The sequence below is a fragment of the Pseudooceanicola sediminis genome, assembly GCF_003575965.1.
GTDB classification, from domain to species: domain Bacteria; phylum Pseudomonadota; class Alphaproteobacteria; order Rhodobacterales; family Rhodobacteraceae; genus Pseudooceanicola; species Pseudooceanicola sediminis.
Genome location: NZ_QWJJ01000004.1, coordinates 172,068 through 190,040 on the forward strand (window position 1 = coordinate 172,068; position 17,973 = coordinate 190,040).

Annotated in this window: 14 protein-coding genes; 3 read left to right on the forward strand and 11 right to left on the reverse strand. The window is 63.2% G+C overall.

All coding sequences use genetic code 11. The features are described 5' to 3' along the window. Positions 1-2: 2 nt before the first annotated feature. A complete protein-coding gene (locus tag DL237_RS05960; protein ID WP_119398240.1) occupies positions 3-2,156 on the reverse strand; it encodes a ComEC/Rec2 family competence protein in 2,154 nt (717 codons plus the stop codon). Positions 2,157-2,249: 93 nt separating this feature from the next. Here DL237_RS05960 and gltX point away from each other — a divergent pair, with 93 nt between their 5' ends. Then, positions 2,250-3,656, forward strand: coding sequence for a glutamate--tRNA ligase (gene gltX / locus DL237_RS05965; RefSeq protein ID WP_119398123.1), 1,407 nt, complete (start codon positions 2,250-2,252; stop codon positions 3,654-3,656). Between the two features lie 78 nt (positions 3,657-3,734). After that, positions 3,735-5,030, forward strand: coding sequence for a citrate synthase (gltA, locus tag DL237_RS05970; protein WP_119398124.1), 1,296 nt, complete (start codon positions 3,735-3,737; stop codon positions 5,028-5,030). Between the two features lie 152 nt (positions 5,031-5,182). Here gltA and DL237_RS05975 read toward each other — a convergent pair whose 3' ends face one another. The 10 genes from DL237_RS05975 to DL237_RS06020 form a co-directional block, all read right to left on the reverse strand. Continuing rightward, the gene (locus tag DL237_RS05975; protein WP_119398125.1) at positions 5,183-5,959 is read right to left on the reverse strand and encodes an enoyl-CoA hydratase-related protein; all 777 of its coding nucleotides are present in this window, start codon (positions 5,957-5,959) and stop codon (positions 5,183-5,185) included. A gap of 73 nt (positions 5,960-6,032) precedes the next feature. Further along, positions 6,033-6,491: a cytochrome c-type biogenesis protein gene (locus DL237_RS05980; protein WP_119398241.1), complete on the reverse strand. Its 459-nt coding sequence runs from the start codon at positions 6,489-6,491 to the stop codon at positions 6,033-6,035. Next, complete coding sequence (locus tag DL237_RS05985; protein ID WP_119398126.1) at positions 6,491-8,452, reverse strand: heme lyase CcmF/NrfE family subunit; 1,962 nt, start codon at positions 8,450-8,452, stop codon at positions 6,491-6,493. Before DL237_RS05985 ends, DL237_RS05980 begins: the two co-directional genes overlap by 1 nt. Before the next feature lie 104 nt (positions 8,453-8,556). After that, positions 8,557-9,108, reverse strand: coding sequence for a holin family protein (locus DL237_RS05990; protein WP_119398127.1), 552 nt, complete (start codon positions 9,106-9,108; stop codon positions 8,557-8,559). After that, a complete protein-coding gene (locus tag DL237_RS05995; RefSeq protein WP_119398128.1) occupies positions 9,099-9,713 on the reverse strand; it encodes a holin-associated N-acetylmuramidase in 615 nt (204 codons plus the stop codon). The genes DL237_RS05990 and DL237_RS05995 overlap by 10 nt, the downstream gene beginning before the upstream one ends. Positions 9,714-9,797: 84 nt before the next feature. Beyond that, positions 9,798-10,256 (reverse strand): cytochrome c maturation protein CcmE, encoded by a 459-nt coding sequence (ccmE, locus tag DL237_RS06000; protein ID WP_119398129.1) that lies wholly within the window; start codon positions 10,254-10,256, stop codon positions 9,798-9,800. Positions 10,257-10,265: 9 nt separating this feature from the next. Further along, a complete protein-coding gene (argC, locus tag DL237_RS06005) occupies positions 10,266-11,294 on the reverse strand; it encodes an N-acetyl-gamma-glutamyl-phosphate reductase (RefSeq protein WP_119398130.1) in 1,029 nt (342 codons plus the stop codon). A 106-nt stretch (positions 11,295-11,400) separates the two neighbouring features. Continuing rightward, positions 11,401-12,213 carry a glutamate racemase gene (locus DL237_RS06010; RefSeq protein WP_119398131.1) on the reverse strand — a complete coding sequence of 271 codons (813 nt, stop codon included), beginning with the start codon at positions 12,211-12,213 and terminating at the stop codon, positions 11,401-11,403. Positions 12,214-12,256: 43 nt separating this feature from the next. Further along, positions 12,257-13,180: a lysophospholipid acyltransferase family protein gene (locus DL237_RS06015; protein ID WP_119398132.1), complete on the reverse strand. Its 924-nt coding sequence runs from the start codon at positions 13,178-13,180 to the stop codon at positions 12,257-12,259. 85 nt (positions 13,181-13,265) lie between these two features. After that, entirely contained in the window at positions 13,266-16,688 is a 3,423-nt protein-coding gene (locus tag DL237_RS06020) for an indolepyruvate ferredoxin oxidoreductase family protein (RefSeq protein WP_119398133.1), read from the reverse strand. A 210-nt stretch (positions 16,689-16,898) separates the two neighbouring features. Here DL237_RS06020 and DL237_RS06025 point away from each other — a divergent pair, with 210 nt between their 5' ends. Continuing rightward, the gene (locus DL237_RS06025; RefSeq protein WP_119398242.1) at positions 16,899-17,819 is read left to right on the forward strand and encodes a LysR family transcriptional regulator; all 921 of its coding nucleotides are present in this window, start codon (positions 16,899-16,901) and stop codon (positions 17,817-17,819) included. Positions 17,820-17,973 lie beyond the last annotated feature (154 nt).

A 17,973-nucleotide genomic window follows, 5' to 3' on the forward strand; every position in this document is an offset into this window, starting at 1 on the left:
GTCTAGTGCGCACCTGCATTCAGGTGCGCCGCCTCGGGCTGCGCGAGCGCAGACAACAGTGCGGCATTCGGGTGGATCCTGCCGCGCAACTCCTGCATCTGCATCTCGACGGAGCGAAATATCGCAGGGTCTGTCCAATACCGCTGCCCGCGTAGTGACTGGGCAGTGACAAGACGCATATCGTCGCCCTCGAGCCAGATGGCCACTGCACCACTGCGCCGCAGGCTTTCGGGATCAAATATGGTGCAACCGGTCGCGTCTGGCGCCTGGTCACGCCCGACATTCAAAACCAGTATCCCATCCTTGCGACACGGCCCAGCCCGCGCCGCCGCCCGCATGCCGGTGGCATGTCGCACCTCGATGCGGGCATCTGCGCGCCAACGCAGGGCGGCTTCGACCTGATCGGCCGGGTCACCATCGTTTTCCAGCCAGATGCCCGCCACGAAACTCTGCGCGCGGTCACGACTCATCGCCCGCCCGTCCGGTGTCATCACCCCGACCAGCCCGCCGGTATCCGCGATCAAAAGCCAGGGACGGTCGACCTGGACCCACAGCACAGCGGCCGCGACAATCGGCATCAGTCCAATCCATCGGCCCCGCCCCGACCAGAGCGCCAGGATCAGCGCCCCCATTGTCAACATCGGCAAGACAACTGGCGGCGGTGCGGGAACCATGCTGCGCGCGCCCTCAAGTCCGGCGACCCAATGGGCCACGGCCAATATCCACTCCAATCCCGACCCCATGATCCAGAGGGGCAGCGCCTCCAGCGACAACGGCATCGCCAGCACGCCGATCACCGCCGCCGGAATGATCACGGCCCCCATGACCGGTACGGAGAGGAGGTTCGCCAGCAAACCGTAATGTGCCAATTGGTTGAACTGTGCCGCCGCCACCGGCGCCGTGGCCGCGCCAGCCACAGCTGACGACAGGACGACGGCCGCGACGTGGCCCCACCAGCCGGTGAGGCGCCAGCCCTTTTCGCGCATCACACCGAAGACCACGACCAGCGCCAGCGTTGCAGCGAAAGACATCTGAAACCCCGGTGACAGCAAGGCTTCTGGCCGCAGTAAAAGGACGATCAGCGCCGCCAGTGCCACCGCGCGCAGACTGATTGCGCGCCGCTGCGCCATCACCGCAACCAACGCGACGGCCACCATGACATAGGCGCGCTCTGTTGCGATACTGCCCCCTGAGAGGAGCAGGTACCCCGTCGCCACGCATAGCGCTGCCACCGCTGCAACGGTCTTGATCGGCCAGAACAAGGTGGCGCGGCGTGACAGGCTCAGCCCAAGGCGAACAGCCGCAAAGACGAATCCCGACAGCAATCCCATATGCAACCCGGAGATCGCCAGCAGGTGCGCCAGGTTCGAAACCCGCAGATCGCGCAACGTGTCCTGACCCATGCCGGAGCGATCCCCGGCTGCGACAGCTGCGGCAAAGGCCCCGGCCTCGCCCGGTATGGCGTCTTGCAAGCGCGCGGACAGCGCCATGCGCCAACGAAACAGCCGCAAATCCCGTGGCGTGGGCAGCTCCAATGCCACCAGCGGCACCTGGGCGTATCCTACCGCGCCCAGACGCAGGAACCAGGCGTGACGCTGAAAATCAAATCCGCCGGGCTCTGCCGGACCGGCAGGTGGCGACAGGTGCGCAGTGGTCATCACGACCATGCCGGGCACCGGAGAGGTGCCGGCGTGACCATGCAACGATATGCGTATGCGCTCGGGTGTCCTCTCCGGGCTGACGCGGTCAAGATTGACCCTGTCCAGCGTCAGGCGCACCGCATCCGACGCTGATCGGTCGATCGCCACGATCCGCCCTTCCACCGGCCCATAATATCGCCAGCCAAGGACAGGGGCGCCGACAGCCTGGGCGCGCCACCCGGCCAGCGTCACCCCCCCGGCAATCAGCGCCGCACCGATCAGGATCGGCTGGACAGCGATGTTGACCCGAATGGCGATTCCCGCGCTGACGGCCGACAACAGCAAGAGCATCGCCAGTGTTATCGGCTCAGGCTCGACCTTCAGTGAGAAATAGCTGCCGATTCCGATTCCCAGGCAGATCGGGGACCAGTGAAACAACTGTCCGCGCTGCGCCAGGATTGCGCCGCGCAGACTGTCCTGGACCCGGGTGAAAACCCCGCCTGACCTGAGGGTCACGATCCGCTGCACTTGTCACCCCTCCGGACCGCCGATAGACAATGCGCAACGCTACAAGCCGCATAGTTAATCAATCGTTAGGATACACTGCCCGTGACTGAACAGGTCGTCACCCGTTTCGCTCCCTCACCCACCGGTTACCTGCACATCGGCGGTGCCCGTACCGCGCTGTTCAACTGGCTGTATGCCCGGGGTCGCGGCGGCAAGTTCCTGCTGCGGATCGAAGATACCGACCGTGCACGCTCCACACCCGAGGCAACGCAGGCGATCATCGACGGCATGGCCTGGCTGGGCCTTGATCATGACGGAGAGATCGTCAGCCAGTTCGACCGCGCCGAGCGTCATCGTGCCGTGGCGCTGGACCTGGTGGAAAAGGGCCGCGCCTACAAATGCTTCTCTACCCAGGATGAGATCCAGGCGTTCCGGGATGCTGCCAAGGCAGAAGGCCGCTCGACCCTGTTCATCAGTCCATGGCGTGATGCAGACCCGGCGACTCATCCGGATCTCGCCTACGTCATTCGCCTCAAGACGCCGCTGACAGGCAAGACGGTGATCCGCGACGAAGTCCAGGGAGAGGTCAACATCGGCAACGATCAGCTTGACGACATGGTCCTGCTGCGCTCGGACGGGACGCCGGTCTATATGCTGGCAGTGGTCGTGGACGATCACGATATGGGTGTCACCCACGTGATCCGCGGCGACGACCACCTCAACAACGCCGCGCGCCAGATGGGAATCTATGACGCGATGGGTTGGGCGCTGCCCGTCTATGCGCATATCCCCCTCATTCATGGCCCCGACGGCAAGAAGCTGTCCAAGCGTCACGGCGCGCTCGGGGTCGAGGAATATCGCGACATGGGCTATCCTGCCGCGGGTGTGCGCAACTACCTGGCGCGTCTCGGCTGGAGCCACGGCGACGACGAATTCTTCACCGACGCGCAGGCGCAGGCCTGGTTCGGTTTCGACGGGATGGGCAAAAGCCCGGCGCGGTTCGATTTCAAGAAGCTAGCCAACATCTCGGGCCAGCATATTGCGGCTGCGGAAAATGCTGCGCTGCTGCAAGAATTGCGCGCCTTCATGGCGGTGACCGGGCTGCCCCCCCTGTCGGACACAAAAATTTCACTGATGACCCAGGCCATGCCCTTCCTGCAGGAGCGCGCCAAGACGTTTATTGAACTGCTTGAAAAGGCAGAGTTTATCCTGGCTGATCGACCAATTTTGCCCGATGAAAAGGCCGCAAAGTCACTTGATCCGGTATCCCTTGGTATACTGGGTGAATTGACGCCGCATCTGCAAAATGCTAGCTGGGACCGTCACGATCTGGAGGGCGAATTGACCGCTTTCGCCGAAGCGCGAGAGATGAAATTCGGTCAATTGGCCGGGCCTCTCCGCGCCGCGCTGGCGGGCCGCAGCGCCACTCCGAGTGTGTTTGATATGATGCTTATCCTGGGCCGTGAGGAAACCATTCTTCGGCTTCAGGACGCCAAAGGGGCAGCTTAACCGATCGTTGAGACTGGCCATGAGAAATAGGGGCGCCGGAATGGACTGGCGCGGGATAAAGAGGAAGGGAAACAGTAAATGTCTGATACGAACAAAAAGGCAACTCTCACCGTCGGGGACAAGACCTTCGAATTCCCGGTTCTTTCGCCCTCCGCCGGTCCCGACGTGATCGACATCCGTAAACTCTACGGCAGCACGGGCATGTTCACCTACGATCCCAGCTTCACGTCGACCGCCGCCTGCGACTCGACCATCACCTATATCGATGGCGAAGAAGGCGTCCTGCTGCACCGTGGTTATCCCATTGACCAGCTGGCCTCCAAATCGCACTTCCTCGAAGTGTGCTACCTGCTGCTCTACGGCGAACTGCCGAACGGCACCGAGCTGGAGAAGTTCGAATCCATCGTGACCAACCACACGATGGTGCACGAACAGATGCACCGCTTCTTTACCGGCTATCGCCGTGATGCGCATCCGATGGCGATCATGGTCGGCACGGTCGGCGCCATGTCGGCCTTCTACCACGATTCCACGGACATCAATGACCCGCATCAACGCGAGGTCGCCTCGATCCGCCTGATCGCCAAGATGCCGACGATCGCCGCGATGGCCTATAAATACACCATCGGCCAACCCTTCGTGTACCCGCGCAACGACCTCGACTACGCGTCGAACTTCTTGCGCATGTGCTTTGCCGTCCCGGCCGAAGAATACCAGGTGAACCCGATCCTGGCCCGCGCGATGGACCGGATCTTCACGTTGCACGCGGACCACGAACAGAACGCTTCGACCTCGACCGTGCGTCTGGCCTCGTCCTCGGGCGCCAACCCCTTCGCCTGCATCGCCGCCGGCATCGCCTGCCTCTGGGGTCCCGCCCACGGTGGCGCCAATCAGGCCTGCCTCGAAATGCTGCGTGAAATCGGCACCGTGGACAAGATCCCGGAATACATCGCGCGCGCCAAGGACAAGAACGATCCCTTCCGCCTGATGGGCTTCGGCCACCGCGTCTACAAGAACTTCGACCCCCGCGCGACGGTGATGAAGGAATCAGCGGACGAAGTTCTCGACCTGCTCGGGATCGAGGACAATCCCACGCTTCAGGTCGCCAAGGAACTCGAAAAACAGGCCCTCGCGGACCCCTACTTCACCGAGAAGAAGCTGTTCCCGAACGTCGATTTCTATTCGGGCATCATCCTCGAGGCGATGGGTTTCCCGACTTCGATGTTCACTCCGATCTTCGCGCTGTCGCGCACCATCGGCTGGATCTCGCAGTGGAAAGAGATGATCGAGGATCCGACCATGCGCATCGGTCGCCCGCGCCAACTCTACACCGGCGCCACGATGCGCGACTACGTGGATGTCGAAAACCGCTGAGCGAGTCTGCACACTGACAGGGCCCTGACGCAAACGGCCTTGACTGTAAAAGGGCGGTGCTTTTGGCACCGCCCTCTTTTCATCTGCGCGACCTGGCTCTCGTCATCTGGCCTAAAATACCCCGGGGGGCCGCCAGGCGGGGGCAGCGCCCCCTACCGTCCCTCGAACTTGGGCGCTCGCTTTTCCAGGAACGACATCACGCCTTCCTTGAAGTCACGGGAATTGCCGCAGATGCCCTGCCCCTTGCCCTCGGCCGCCAGCTGCTCTTCCAGTGTGCGGTCCCAATTGCCGCGGATCACCTGCTTGATCTGCTGATAGGCCACCGTCGGTCCCTGCGCCAAATGCGCAGCACGACCCTGCCAGACCTTTTCAAACTCCTCATCCGCAACGGCCTCCCAGATCATGCCCCAGTCATCGGCCTGCCGCGCACTGATTTTGTCGGCGAACAATGCGGCCCCCATCGCCTTTGCACTGCCCATGCTGCGCGGCATCCAGTAGGTGCCGCCCGCGTCCGGGATCAGACCGATACGGCTGAACGCCTGCAGGAAATAGGCGCTCTGCGTCGCGATCACCACATCGGCACACAGCGCCAGGTTCGCCCCGGCCCCCGCAGCCGCACCGTTCACCGCGCTGATCGTCGGGATCGGGCAGTCGACAATGGCGCGCAGCATGGGCAGGTATTCATCACGCAGCGTCCGCTCCAGATCCGGGTTCGCGACATTGGCCCGGTCCGAAAGATCCTGCCCGGAACAAAAGGCGCGGCCCTCGGCCGTCAGGACCAGAACACGCGCCTTGTCTGCTACGTTGCGCGCCGCATCGGTAATTTCGGCCCGCATCTGGCTGTTCAGCGCATTCATCACCTCCGGCCTGTTCAGCTTAAGAACGGCGATGTCGTCGGCAATGTCCAACGTAATGGTCTGATAGGTCACGGTGTCGGTCCTCCCTCATGAACATTTGCGCAGAGAACCAGAAGACGGCAATCCGTCAAACCGAAACACTGCGTCAATCGCGCAGAATTTCCTGCAGGCGCGCATCCTCTTCCTCTGTCAGTCCCGCCGGCTCATCTCCCGGCCGCCCCCGCCTGCGAATGAACAGCACTCCGATCCCGAGACCGATCAGCAACATGCCCGGCCCCGCGCCCCACAGGACCCAGTTCGCCCCGCCGGCTGTCGGCATAAGCAAGACATATTCACCATAGCGCGCAACGATGAAATCCACGACCTCGGCGTCGCTGTCGCCCGCCACCAGTCGTTCGCGCACCAGAATCCGCAGATCGCGTGCAAGGTCTGCATTGGAATCGTCGATATTCTCGTTCCGGCAAACCAGGCAACGCAGGCCCCGCGAAATGTCGCGAGCCCGCGTCTCCAGCGCCGGATCTGACAGGATCTCGTCCGGCTGCACCGCCAGGACGGGACCGGACAGCGCCATCCAGACCGCCAGGAGGATCAGCCCGCACCGCATCATTGGGCTGGCACCTCGGCGCGGGTGGGCTTTGCCGCACCCGCCGCGACGCGGTAGCGCCTGTCAGACAGACTCAACGCCCCGCCGAGCGCCATCAGCAAGGCGCCACCCCATATCCAGCTGGCCAACGGTTTGTAATAACTGCGCATTGCCCAACCACCGCCGGCCTGCTCGTCGCCCACCACCACATAGATATCGCGCAGGATACCGTTGTTGATCGCGGCCTCGGTCGTTGGCATGCCCGCCACCGGGTAAAACCGCTTTTCCGGGTGCAGCGTCGCGATGTCCCCTCCTCCCCGGGCCAGCGTCACATCCCCCATGGTAGAGATGTAATTGGGCCCCTCGATGCGCGAAACGGAATTCAGCGTGATCTGATAGCCAGCCAGATCGACAGTATCCCCCAATTGCACGACACGGATATCTTCCTGCTGCCAGGCCAGCATCGCTGAAACCCCGGCGATGCAAACACCAAGGCCGCCGTGCGCAACGGCACGCCCCCAATCGGCGCGGGGCAAACGCCGCAGCCGCCACAGCCCTCCCGTGCCGGTGCGGTTCAACAGATCGGTCACCGCCCCCGCCACCAGCCAGGTGGCCAGCAACATCCCGACCGGTCCAAGGGCCGACCGTCCGGACTGCATCGCCCAGACCAGCGCCGCCACCGCAACCGCCAGCACCGCTGCGGGCACCAGCTTGCGCAACACCCGCCCCAGCCTGGCCCGCTTCCATGGCAACATCGCCCCGACCGGCAGCGCCGCACCAATGGCCACCATGAAGGGCGTGAAGGCCACGTTGAAAAACGGCTCGCCCACCGACAGCTTGCGGTCAAAGAACATCTCGGCCACCAGCGGCCAAATCGTGCCGGTAAAGACGACAAAGGCCGCAACCCCCAGCAGCAGGTTGTTCAACACCAGGCCCGATTCCCGGCTGACCGTGGAAAACACGCCCTTTGAGGTCATCGCCTCGGCCCGTGCGGCGAACAGCGTCAGCGCGCCACCCATGAACAGCGCCAGAATGCCCAGCAGAAACACCCCCCGCTCTGGGTCGGTGGCAAAGGCATGAACCGACGTGAGGACGCCCGACCGGGTGATGAACGCCCCGATCAGCGAAAACCCGAACGCGATGATCGCCAGCAGTACGGTCCAGGCCTTCAGGCTTTCGCGCTTTTCGACAACGATGGCCGAATGCAGCAGGGCCCCGGCGATCAGCCACGGCATGAAGCTGGCGTTTTCCACGGGATCCCAGAACCAGAACCCGCCCCAGCCCAGTTCGTAATAGGCCCACCACGAGCCCAGGGCGATGCCGATGGTCAGGAAAATCCAAGCCGCCAGAGTCCAGGGGCGCACCCAGCGTCCCCATGCCGCATCAACACGCCCCTCGATCAGGGCAGCAACGGCGAAGGAAAAGCTCATCGAGAGCCCGACATAGCCGAGGTAGAGAAACGGCGGATGGAACGCCAGACCGGGGTCCTGCAACAGCGGGTTCAGATCGTTGCCATCAAACGGCGGCACGGCAAGACGCAGGAACGGATTGGAGGTGAACAGGCTGAACGCCAGAAACGCCACCCCTATGGCCCCCTGCACCGCCAACACCCTTGCGCGCAATGTCGGCGGCAGATTGGTACCAAACAATGCAGCCGCAGCGCCAAACAGGGCTACGATCAGGATCCACAGCAGCATCGAGCCTTCGTGATTCCCCCACACACCGCTGATCTTGTACAGCAACGGTTTCGCCGAATGCGAATTCTCGACCACCAATCGCAATGAAAAGTCAGAGGTGACAAATGCGTGCATAAGCGCGGCGAAGGAAAATCCGACCAGCAAAAACTGGGTAATCGCCGCCGTCTCTCCTGCCGCCATCCATCCCGGCCAGCGCCTCTGCGCGCCGATCAGCGGTACGAATGTCTGAAAGATCGCGACCACGAAGGCAAGGATCAGGGTGAAATGGCCAAGCTCTGTAAACATGTGCCGGTTATAGGGCGCGGGCAGCACTCTAGCCAATTCAAATACGCGTAGGGGCGCGACCGAATTGTCGCGCCCCTTGTTTCGCCGTGCGTCCCCCAATGCCCTCAGTTGCGGGCGTGCCAGGCCGCCAGCGCCGGGTTGGGATCGCCCACACTAGGTTCCCCCTGTGCCACGCTGGCCGGTGGCGCAGTCTTGCGCAGGCTTTCCATCTGATCGATCGCTTTGCTGACCTGTGGCAGACGCGCGGCGCTCTGTACGATATCGCGCTGAAATTCCTGACCTTTCGCCTGATGGCGGGCGCCAAAGTAGAACGATACGACCGCCCCGATCAGCCACCACAATGCCTCGGGCACCAGCGCAAGACCCTGCATGCGCTCCGCGAACCACACCGGACTGGCCATAGACGCCCCCATCAGCCCGATACACCCAAGCGCCATTACCGGGCGTGGCAAGCGGTTCAACCCGTCCATGAAGCGATCAAAACCTTGCCGTGCATCGCGAAACTCGCCGGCGTGCTGTTGCAGCGCCGCATTCACCGCCTCGTTTTCACGCTGCGATGCCGCCTCTGCATTGACCCGGAAAACCTCCGCCGTCTCCCGCACCACGTTGCGGCCGCTGCCGAACAGCGTGCCAAAGACGATATCGATCAACCCCATTGCGCGACCCTCCGCTGAAAGTCGCTCTCCGTGAGGTGATAGCGCGGCGAAATGAACTCCTCCGCGCGGCGGATCCAACCGCCCTTGCCGCCGTTGCGGGCGCATACATACTTGCGGCTGGCTGCGCGTTTGTCCGCGATCTGGAAATAATAGTTCCGCCGCGCGATTCCATAGGCATCCGCCAACAGGTCCGGGGCGTCCTGATCCGCCGCGAGGCTGGCGCGGATCGTCTGCGGTCCGATGATCCCGTCGACGCTGACATCCCACCCCATCTGGCACAGCAGACGCTGCAGGATCTTGACGGCATTCGACCCGGCGTTGACGTGCATGTCAAAGACACTGGCCCACAGCGTTTCCGGCAACCTGTCGATGCCGGGGCGGTGAAAGTAGTGATCGACAAAAATGCCGACTGCCTGGTCCCGCTTCAGCGCCCTGATATCTGCGACGTTCACGTCACCGTCGTGATCCAGATCCAGCCCGAGCCGCCGCATCGTCGCCAGCGTCACGCCGAAATTCGTCGCCCCGCCCGGATCGTCGGGGTCGTTGACGTAGCCACCTTCACGGGCCACGATCTGTTCTGCAATGCGATGTACCTCGGTGGACATGGTCGCGTCTCCTGCACGATTTTCACCGTGCCGAGGATGGGACACGCCCGGTTAACCAGGCCTTCCCGCAGCGTACGCTCGCGCTCAGCTGCCACCTTGCGCGCCGTCTGCCGGCTTGTAGACACCCTGTTCCTTCAGCGCGTCCACCACCTCTTTCGGCATGTAGCTCTCATCATGTTTGGCAAGGATCTCAGTCGCTTCGAATACGCCGTTCACGTAGCGCCCCGTCCCGATCATGCCCTGTCCCTCGCCAAACAGATCCGGCAGGATACCCCTGTAGACAACCGGGACCGACGCCCCGCCATCCGTCACCGCAAAATGGATGACCTCGCCCGCGTCGCGGGTCAGGGTGCCCTCTTCCACCAGACCGCCCAGGCGGAACCGCTCGGTCGGGGCGGGAATATCGGCCATGATCTGGCTTGGCGAACGGAAAAAGTTGATGCCGTCGCGCATGGCATAGCCGACCAACGCGGTCGACGCGATCAGCGCGATCGCCGCGAGAACGATGACCTGTATCCGCCGCTTCTTTTTCAGCCCGCGCATCGGCGCGCCTTACGGGAACAGCGGGGCCATCATCAGCCCCTCGGTTTCAGGCAGGCCCAGCATCAGGTTGGCATTCTGGATCGCCTGCCCGCTCGACCCCTTGCACAGGTTATCCAGTGCGGACACCACGATGGCCCGCCCGCCGATACGGTCGCCGGTCACCCCGATGTGCACAAAGTTCGACCCCCGGATGTGATGGGTCGAGGGCGTCTCGCCAAAGGGCAGGACCTCGATGAAAGGTTCATTCGCATAGGCGGCCTGCAACGCGGCATGAATGGCCTGCGCTTCGCCTTTCAGATAGGCGGTGCACAGGATGCCACGGTTCGCGGGCATCAGGTGCGGCGTGAACTGCACCTTGACCGCCCGACCGGCCAGCCTTGAGAATTCCTGGTCGAACTCGCCCAGATGGCGATGCGTGCCGCCGACGGCATAGGCATTGTAGCCCTCGCTCAGCTCGGCGTGCAGCAGGTTTTCCTTCAGGCTGCGCCCGGCGCCTGAGACGGCACATTTCATGTCCAGGATGATCTCGTCCAGATCGATCACCCCCGCTTCGATCAGCGGGCGAACGGTGAACTGACCTGTCGCGGCGTTGCAGCCGGTGCCGGCCACCAGACGTGCGGCGCGGATCTCGTCGCGATAGAACTCGGTCAGACCATAGACCGCCTCTCGCTGCATCTCGACCGCCGCATGGGCGTTGCCATACCATTTTTCGTACTCGGCCGGATCACGCAGCCGGAAATCCGCCGAAAGGTCGACGATCTTCAGCGTCTTCGGCAGATCGCGGATCACCTCCTGGCTGGTCTTGTGCGGCAGGGCGCAGAACGCCAGGTCGATCCGGTCAAAGTCGATCTGATCCACCGTCACAAGATCCGGCAATCTCAGGTGTCGCAGATGGGGATAGACCGAATCCATGCTCTGACCGGCCTTTGAATTGGCGGCCAGCGCAGCAATCTCCATCCCGGGATGGGTGGCGATCAGGCGGATAAGCTCGGCCCCGGTATACCCCGAGGCGCCGATGATTGCGATCTTCTTGGTCATGGTTTCCCCGCAGACGCGTAAACGAGACTTACATGCGGCATGGGCCGCGTGCATTCAAGGTGTTTCAATGGGTCGCGGCGCACGGGCAACAGGGTGCCGGGCGCGCTCAGGCGGCGTGGAAATCGATCCGTCGTCGCAGGAACTGCGTCGCATGGGTCGATACGCGGCCCGGATTTCCCGTGGTCAGAAACATCGACACCTCGCCCGGGCCGCGCATCTGCGGCCGCCGAACCAGATAATCGGCCAGCGATTCCGCGACGAGGTTGGCCTGCGAATAGACCGAGACATCTGGCCCCAGTGCGGCCTGGAACACCTCTTCCATCAAAGGATAATGCGTACAGCCAAGGATCGCGGCCTGCGGTTTCGGCATCTTGCGTTGCAATGCCTCGACGTGGGATTTCACCAGCGCCTCGGCCAGGATCATGTCGCCTTCCTCGATCGCATCGACCAGGCCACCGCAGGCCTGTGCCTCGACATCGACGCCGATGGCGCGAAACGCCAGCTCGCGCTGAAAGGCGCGGCTCGACACGGTCGCAGGCGTGGCAAACAGCGCCACATGCTCCACCGCGACTTCACGTGGCGGCGAATTGTCGCCCCACTGACGCTCCGTCAGCGCCTCGATCAGCGGCACGAAGACGCCCAGCACGCGCTTGTCCTGCGGCACCCAGCTTTCCTGCATACGGCGCAAGGCCGCGGCGCTGGCGGTATTGCACGCCAGGATCACCAGATCGCAGCCCGCATCGAACAGGCGCTGCGTGCCCTTCTTGGTCAGCTCAAAGATATCGTCGGCGTCACGCACACCGTAGGGCGCACAGGCATTGTCGCCGTAATAGACAAAGGGCACGTCCGGCAGACGCTTTGTGCAAGCGTCCAGCACGGTCAGCCCGCCCAGACCCGAATCAAAGATACCAACTGCCATGTTCCACGCCTGCCATTCCGTGCCGAGGGGACCGCCCCGTGGGCTATTGCGCCCGATATTTCAGATCGAATTCGAAACCGTAATCGTAGGTTTTCAACGGCTTCGGCGACAGGTCATAGGTCGCTTTGCGCAGGAAATCCATCATTGCTTTCGTGTCGCCAGACAACCCGCCCAACACCTGCGGGGCAATCGGCTCACCGATCACCACATTTACCGGCAGGTCGATGCGCGTCCGGAATTCACGCAGCAGCAGCCCCATCCGCAGGGTTGAATGCAGATGGCTGGCAATCTGGAACAGCCGGGAGGTATGGCCATCGAAAAACACCGGCACCACCGTTGCACCGCTTTTGGCGATCATGCGGGCGGTAAAGCCGCGCCATCCGGGGTCCATGGGGTGCGAAAACGGTTTTAGCCCGGTGCTGACCGTGCCGCCGGGAAACACCCCGATCGCCCCGCCCTGCCCCAGATAGCGCAGCGATTCCTTGCGGGTTTGCAGGTTCATCGCCACCGCTTCGCGGGTCTCGTCAAAGCTGATCGGCAGGATCACGCGGTCAAGATCGCTGGACTTGTTGAACACGCGGTTGGCCAGCACCCGGAAATCGCCCCGCCGTTCCTGAAGGATGTGCCCCATCATCAACCCGTCCAGGATACCGTAGGGATGATTGGCGATCAGGATCAGCGGCCCCGTCGCGGGGATATTGTCCATCGACCCACCGATCACGTTCAGGCTCAGCCCGTAGCGCTCCATGATGATCGACCAGAAATCACGCCCGGCCTCCTCCATGTCGCGATCGTAGCCGTCCGCGCGCCGGATCAGCGCATGACGGCCCAGGACATTTTCCATGACACGGATAACCGCACGACCGGCCCTGGTGGCCGCACTATGGGCATAGGACAGCTCACGCGCGACCTGTCGCCGGGTTGGGGGGCGCGCGCCATCAGGGTTTGGCAGGACAGTCGCAGTCATGGCTGGTTATCCGGGCTATCAGCAGCGTATTCGATCTATCTAGTCACCTCCCCGGATTCGTTCCAGCTTTGTATGAAGATCCCCTTTATTCGGCAGCGGCCCGCACAGGCCCGTCTTGCAGTGCGGCCAGCAACGCCTCGCGCTGTTTCGCCGCCCGGGCTTCGTTGGCTGCCTTGACCGGACCGTAACCGCGGATCGACTGCGGCAATTCAGCCAGCGCAAGGGCGGTTTCAGCCATTTCGGGGTCATAACCGGCCAGCAGCCTGTCCATGTCGGCCTCGTACTGGCTGATCAGCGCCCGCTCCATCCTGCGTTCCCCGGTGCGCCCGAACAGATCGAGCGGCCCTCCGCGCAGGACTTTCAGCCGCGCCATCACCGCCAAGGGTACGCCCATCCACTGACCAAAGGTGCGCTTGGCCGGGCGCCCGTCCTTGCCGATCTTTTCGACCACGGGTGGGGCCAGGTGATAGGTCATGCGGAAATCGCCCGAAAACTCCTTCTCGGCCTTACGGCGCGTGTCCAGCAGCAACCGCGCCACCTCGTATTCGTCCTTGTAGGCCAGCACCTTGTGATAGCTTTTCGCCACCGCTTCCTTCAGCGCCGCGTCGCTGAACCGCTCCACCGCCGCACGATAGCGCCGGGCCAAGGCCTTGTTCTGATAGGCCACCAGGTGCGCCTCGCGAAAGGCAATGCGCTCCTCCAGTGACTTGGGCGCTTCGGCCACTTTCGGCGTCAGCATCGCCGCGGCCTGTTCGGGATGCAGCACCGCCCAACGACCAATCTCAAAGGCACGCTTGTTCGCCTCCACCGCCTGCCCGTTCAGCGTGATCGCCTGAAGGATCGCGTCATGGCTCAGCGGCACCAGCCCCCTTTGCCAGGCCGCGCCGCACAGCATCATGTTGGAATAAATGCTGTCGCCCATCGTCGCCTTCGCCAGATCGGAACTGTCGAACAGGCTCAGCCGGTCGTTCAGACGCGCCTGCAATTGCAGCGCCAGACGGTCGGCAGGCAGCGCGAATTCGGTGTTGCGGGTGAAATCGCCGGTGATGATCTCGTGGCTGTTGACCACGCCACCGGCCGTGCCGCTGCGCATCAGACCCAGCGTTTTCGACCCCGCCGACACCACCAGATCCCCCCCGATCAGCGCATCCGCCTCGCCTGTTGCCACGCGAATGGCGTTGATCGCGTCCGGCGTTTCGGCCAGTCGCAGGTGGATGTGCACCGCGCCCCCCTTCTGGGCCAGGCCCGCCATTTCCATCATGCCGGCGCCCTTGCCGTCGATCTGCGCGGCCTGCGCCAGCACCGCACCGATGGTGACGATACCGGTGCCGCCCACGCCGGTCAGCACGATATTATGCGTCCCCACGATCGGCGCGACCTCAGGTGCGGGCATCTCGGGCAGCTCCAGCGCGGTCGTGTCGGCGGCCTCCTTGCGTACGACCGCCCCCTCCAGCGTCACGAAACTGGGGCAGAACCCCTTGAGGCAGCTGAAATCCTTGTTGCAGCTGGACTGATCAATCGCCCGCTTGCGCCCCAGCTCGGTCTCGACCGGCACGATAGAGACGCAGTTTGACTGCACGCCGCAATCGCCACAGCCCTCGCAAACGTCGGTGTTGATGAACACGCGCTTGTCGGGGTCGGGAAACTTGCCCTTCTTGCGGCGGCGGCGTTTTTCGGCGGCGCAGGTCTGCACGTAGATGATGGCACTGACGCCCTCGATGCCGGTGCAGGTTTTCTGCACCTCTTCCAGGTCAGCGCGTTCACTCAGCTTGACCTCTTTCGGAAACAGCGTCAGGTCCAGCTCTTCCTTTTCATCATAGACGGCGGCCACGTGGGTGACACCCATGGCCAGCAATTCGCGCGCGATGCGATAGGCGGTCAGCCCGCCCTCGTTCGCCTGGCCCCCGGTCATCGCCACGGCATCATTGAACAGGATCTTGTAGGTGATGTTCACGCCACTGGCCAAAGCGGCCCGGATCGCCTGAACCCCGGAGTGGTTATAGGTGCCATCCCCGAGGTTCTGGAACACATGATCCCGCGTCGAAAACGGCGCCTCGCCGATCCAGTTCGCGCCCTCGGCCCCCATGTGGGTAAAGCCTTCGGTCTTGCGGTCCATCCATTGCACCATGTAGTGACAGCCGATCCCGGCATAGGCGCGGCTGCCCTCCGGCACCTTGGTGGACGAATTGTGCGGACACCCCGAACAGAAATACGGCAGGCGCGCGGCAATATCGGTGACATTATCGTTGCGCCGCACCTCGCCAAGCGCCGACAGCCCCGCCTTGATCCGGTCGGTGTCGCGCCCCTCCTCGATCAGGATCGCGCCCAGACGCTCTGCAATCATCACCGGGTCCAGCGCCAGCTTTGTCTGGAACAGCTCCGGCCCGTGCATGTTGCCCGCGCCCCCGCCCTTGTGCCAGCCATAGACGCGACGGCCCCGGCGGTCGTCAAAGATCGCCTCCTTGACCTGCACCTCGATCAGCTTGCGCTTTTCCTCGACCACGACGATCAGGTCCAGCCCCTCGGCCCAGTCGTGAAACGACAGCATGTCCAGCGGCCAGACCTGCGCCACCTTGTAGGTTGTGATGCCCAGGCGCTCGGCCTCGGCCTCGTCGACGCCCAGCAGGCTCAGCGCATGTTGCAGATCCAGCCAGTTCTTGCCCGCGGCGACAAAGCCGATCTTGGCCCCCGGCTTGCCCCAGACCCGTTTGTCGATCCGGTTGGCACGGGCAAACGCCTCTGCCGCATAGCGTTTATAGTCGATCATCCGCGCTTCCTGCGCGGGCGGGCTGTCGCCAAGGCGGATGTTCAACCCGCCCTCGGGCATGTCGAACTCGGGCAAGGTGATCTGCATCCGTTCGGGATCGCCATCGACGACGCTCGTCGCCTCGACCGTGTCCTTCATCGTCTTCAGGCCGACCCAGAGGCCGGAAAACCGGCTCAGCGCATAACCATAGATGCCAAGGTCCATGATCTCCTGCACACCGGCGGGGCTGACGATGGGCATGTAGGCATCCACCAGCGCCCATTCGCTCTGGTGCAGCACGGTGCTGCTTTCGCCGGTATGATCGTCGCCCATGGCCATCAGCACGCCGCCATGCGCCGCAGTCCCGGCCATGTTGGCATGGCGCATCGCGTCGCCCGACCGGTCCACCCCCGGCCCCTTGCCGTACCACAACCCGAAGACACCGTCGTACCGCCCCTCGCCGCGCAGCTCGGCCTGCTGGCTGCCCCACAGGGCCGTCGCGGCCAGATCCTCGTTCAGGCCCTCCTGAAAACGCACATCATTCTCGGTCAGGATCTTTTGCGCCCGCAGCATCTGCTGGTCCACCGCGCCCAGCGGGGACCCGCGATAGCCGGTGACAAAGCCCGCGGTGTTCAACCCGCGTGTTCGGTCGCGTTGTTTCTGTGCCAGCATGAGCCGCACCAGTGCCTGCGTACCATTCAGCAGCACCGGGGACTTGGTCAGGTCGAACCTGTCGTTCAGGCTGATCCGAGGTTGGGTCATGATTGTGCCTCCTCTTGCCTTAATATAGGGCAACGTTAGGTCACGATGGGTGACCTTTGAAAGCAAAATTCAAAAAATTCCTGTCACTGCCCTATAGTCGCCGCTATGGGGGGCCCGACGAAAACGGGTATCTTCCCCGTTATCATTGACGTAATCATTGAATGCGATGAACATTTTCGCATCTGATCAGGAACAACAGAATTGGGTATGATGGACTGGGACAAGCTCAGAATTTTCCACGCAGTTGCGGATGCTGGCAGTCTCACCCACGCCGGGGATGCGCTGCATCTGTCTCAATCCGCCGTCTCCCGCCAGATCCGCGGGCTTGAGGAAAGCCTGAACACAACGCTGTTTCACCGTCATGCGCGCGGGCTGATTCTGACCGAACAGGGCGAACTGCTGTTCGATGCCACGCGCTCCATGGCCAAACGGCTCGATACCGCCACCGCCCGCATTCGCGATTCCGAAGAAGAGGTCTTCGGAGAGCTGCGCGTCACAACCGCCGTCGGCTTCGGTACGCTCTGGCTGGCGCCGCGCCTGCCGAAACTCTATGACAAGTACCCCGACCTCAAGATCGACCTGATGCTTGAGGAACGCGTGCTCGACCTGCCGATGCGCGAGGCCGACGTGGCCGTGCGCATGAAGGAACCCTCGCAGGCCGACCTGATCCGCAAGCGGCTGATGTCGATCCGGATGCGGTGCTATGCCAGCTCGGGCTACCTCGCCAAGATGGGTCGCCCCGAACGGTTGGAGGAGCTGTCTTCGCACCGCCTGATCTGCCAGGCGCCAAGCGCACCGCAGGTTTCGGCCGGGGCGTCGCTGATCAACCGCCTGCTGGCGAACGATGTGCATTCCAACCTGACCGTGAACAATTACTTCGGCGTGCTGCAAGGGGTCATCCACGACCTCGGCATCGGCGTGCTGCCGGATTACCTGATTGAGGATTTCCCGAATCTCGAACGGGTCTTCCCTGATATCGAATCCGTCGAAGTCCCCGTTTTCCTCGCCTTCCCGGAAGAGTTGCGCCATTCCAAGCGCGTCGCCGCCTTCCGCGATTTCGTGCAGGAGGAAATCATCTCGCACCGCCGCAACCTGCGAGAGCTGCGCGAGCGTGAGAGCGAGGACGACTGACCATGCGCATCATAGGCGAGCGCACGATCCCGCCGGTGGAAAACGCCCCGCATAGATGTCGCACCTCCCTCCCCCAGCCATGACCAGGGCGCGGGGCTGGCGCGTCGGGCCTCGCCCGCGCCATGGCGGCCAGGGCCGAAAGGCCTGACAATAA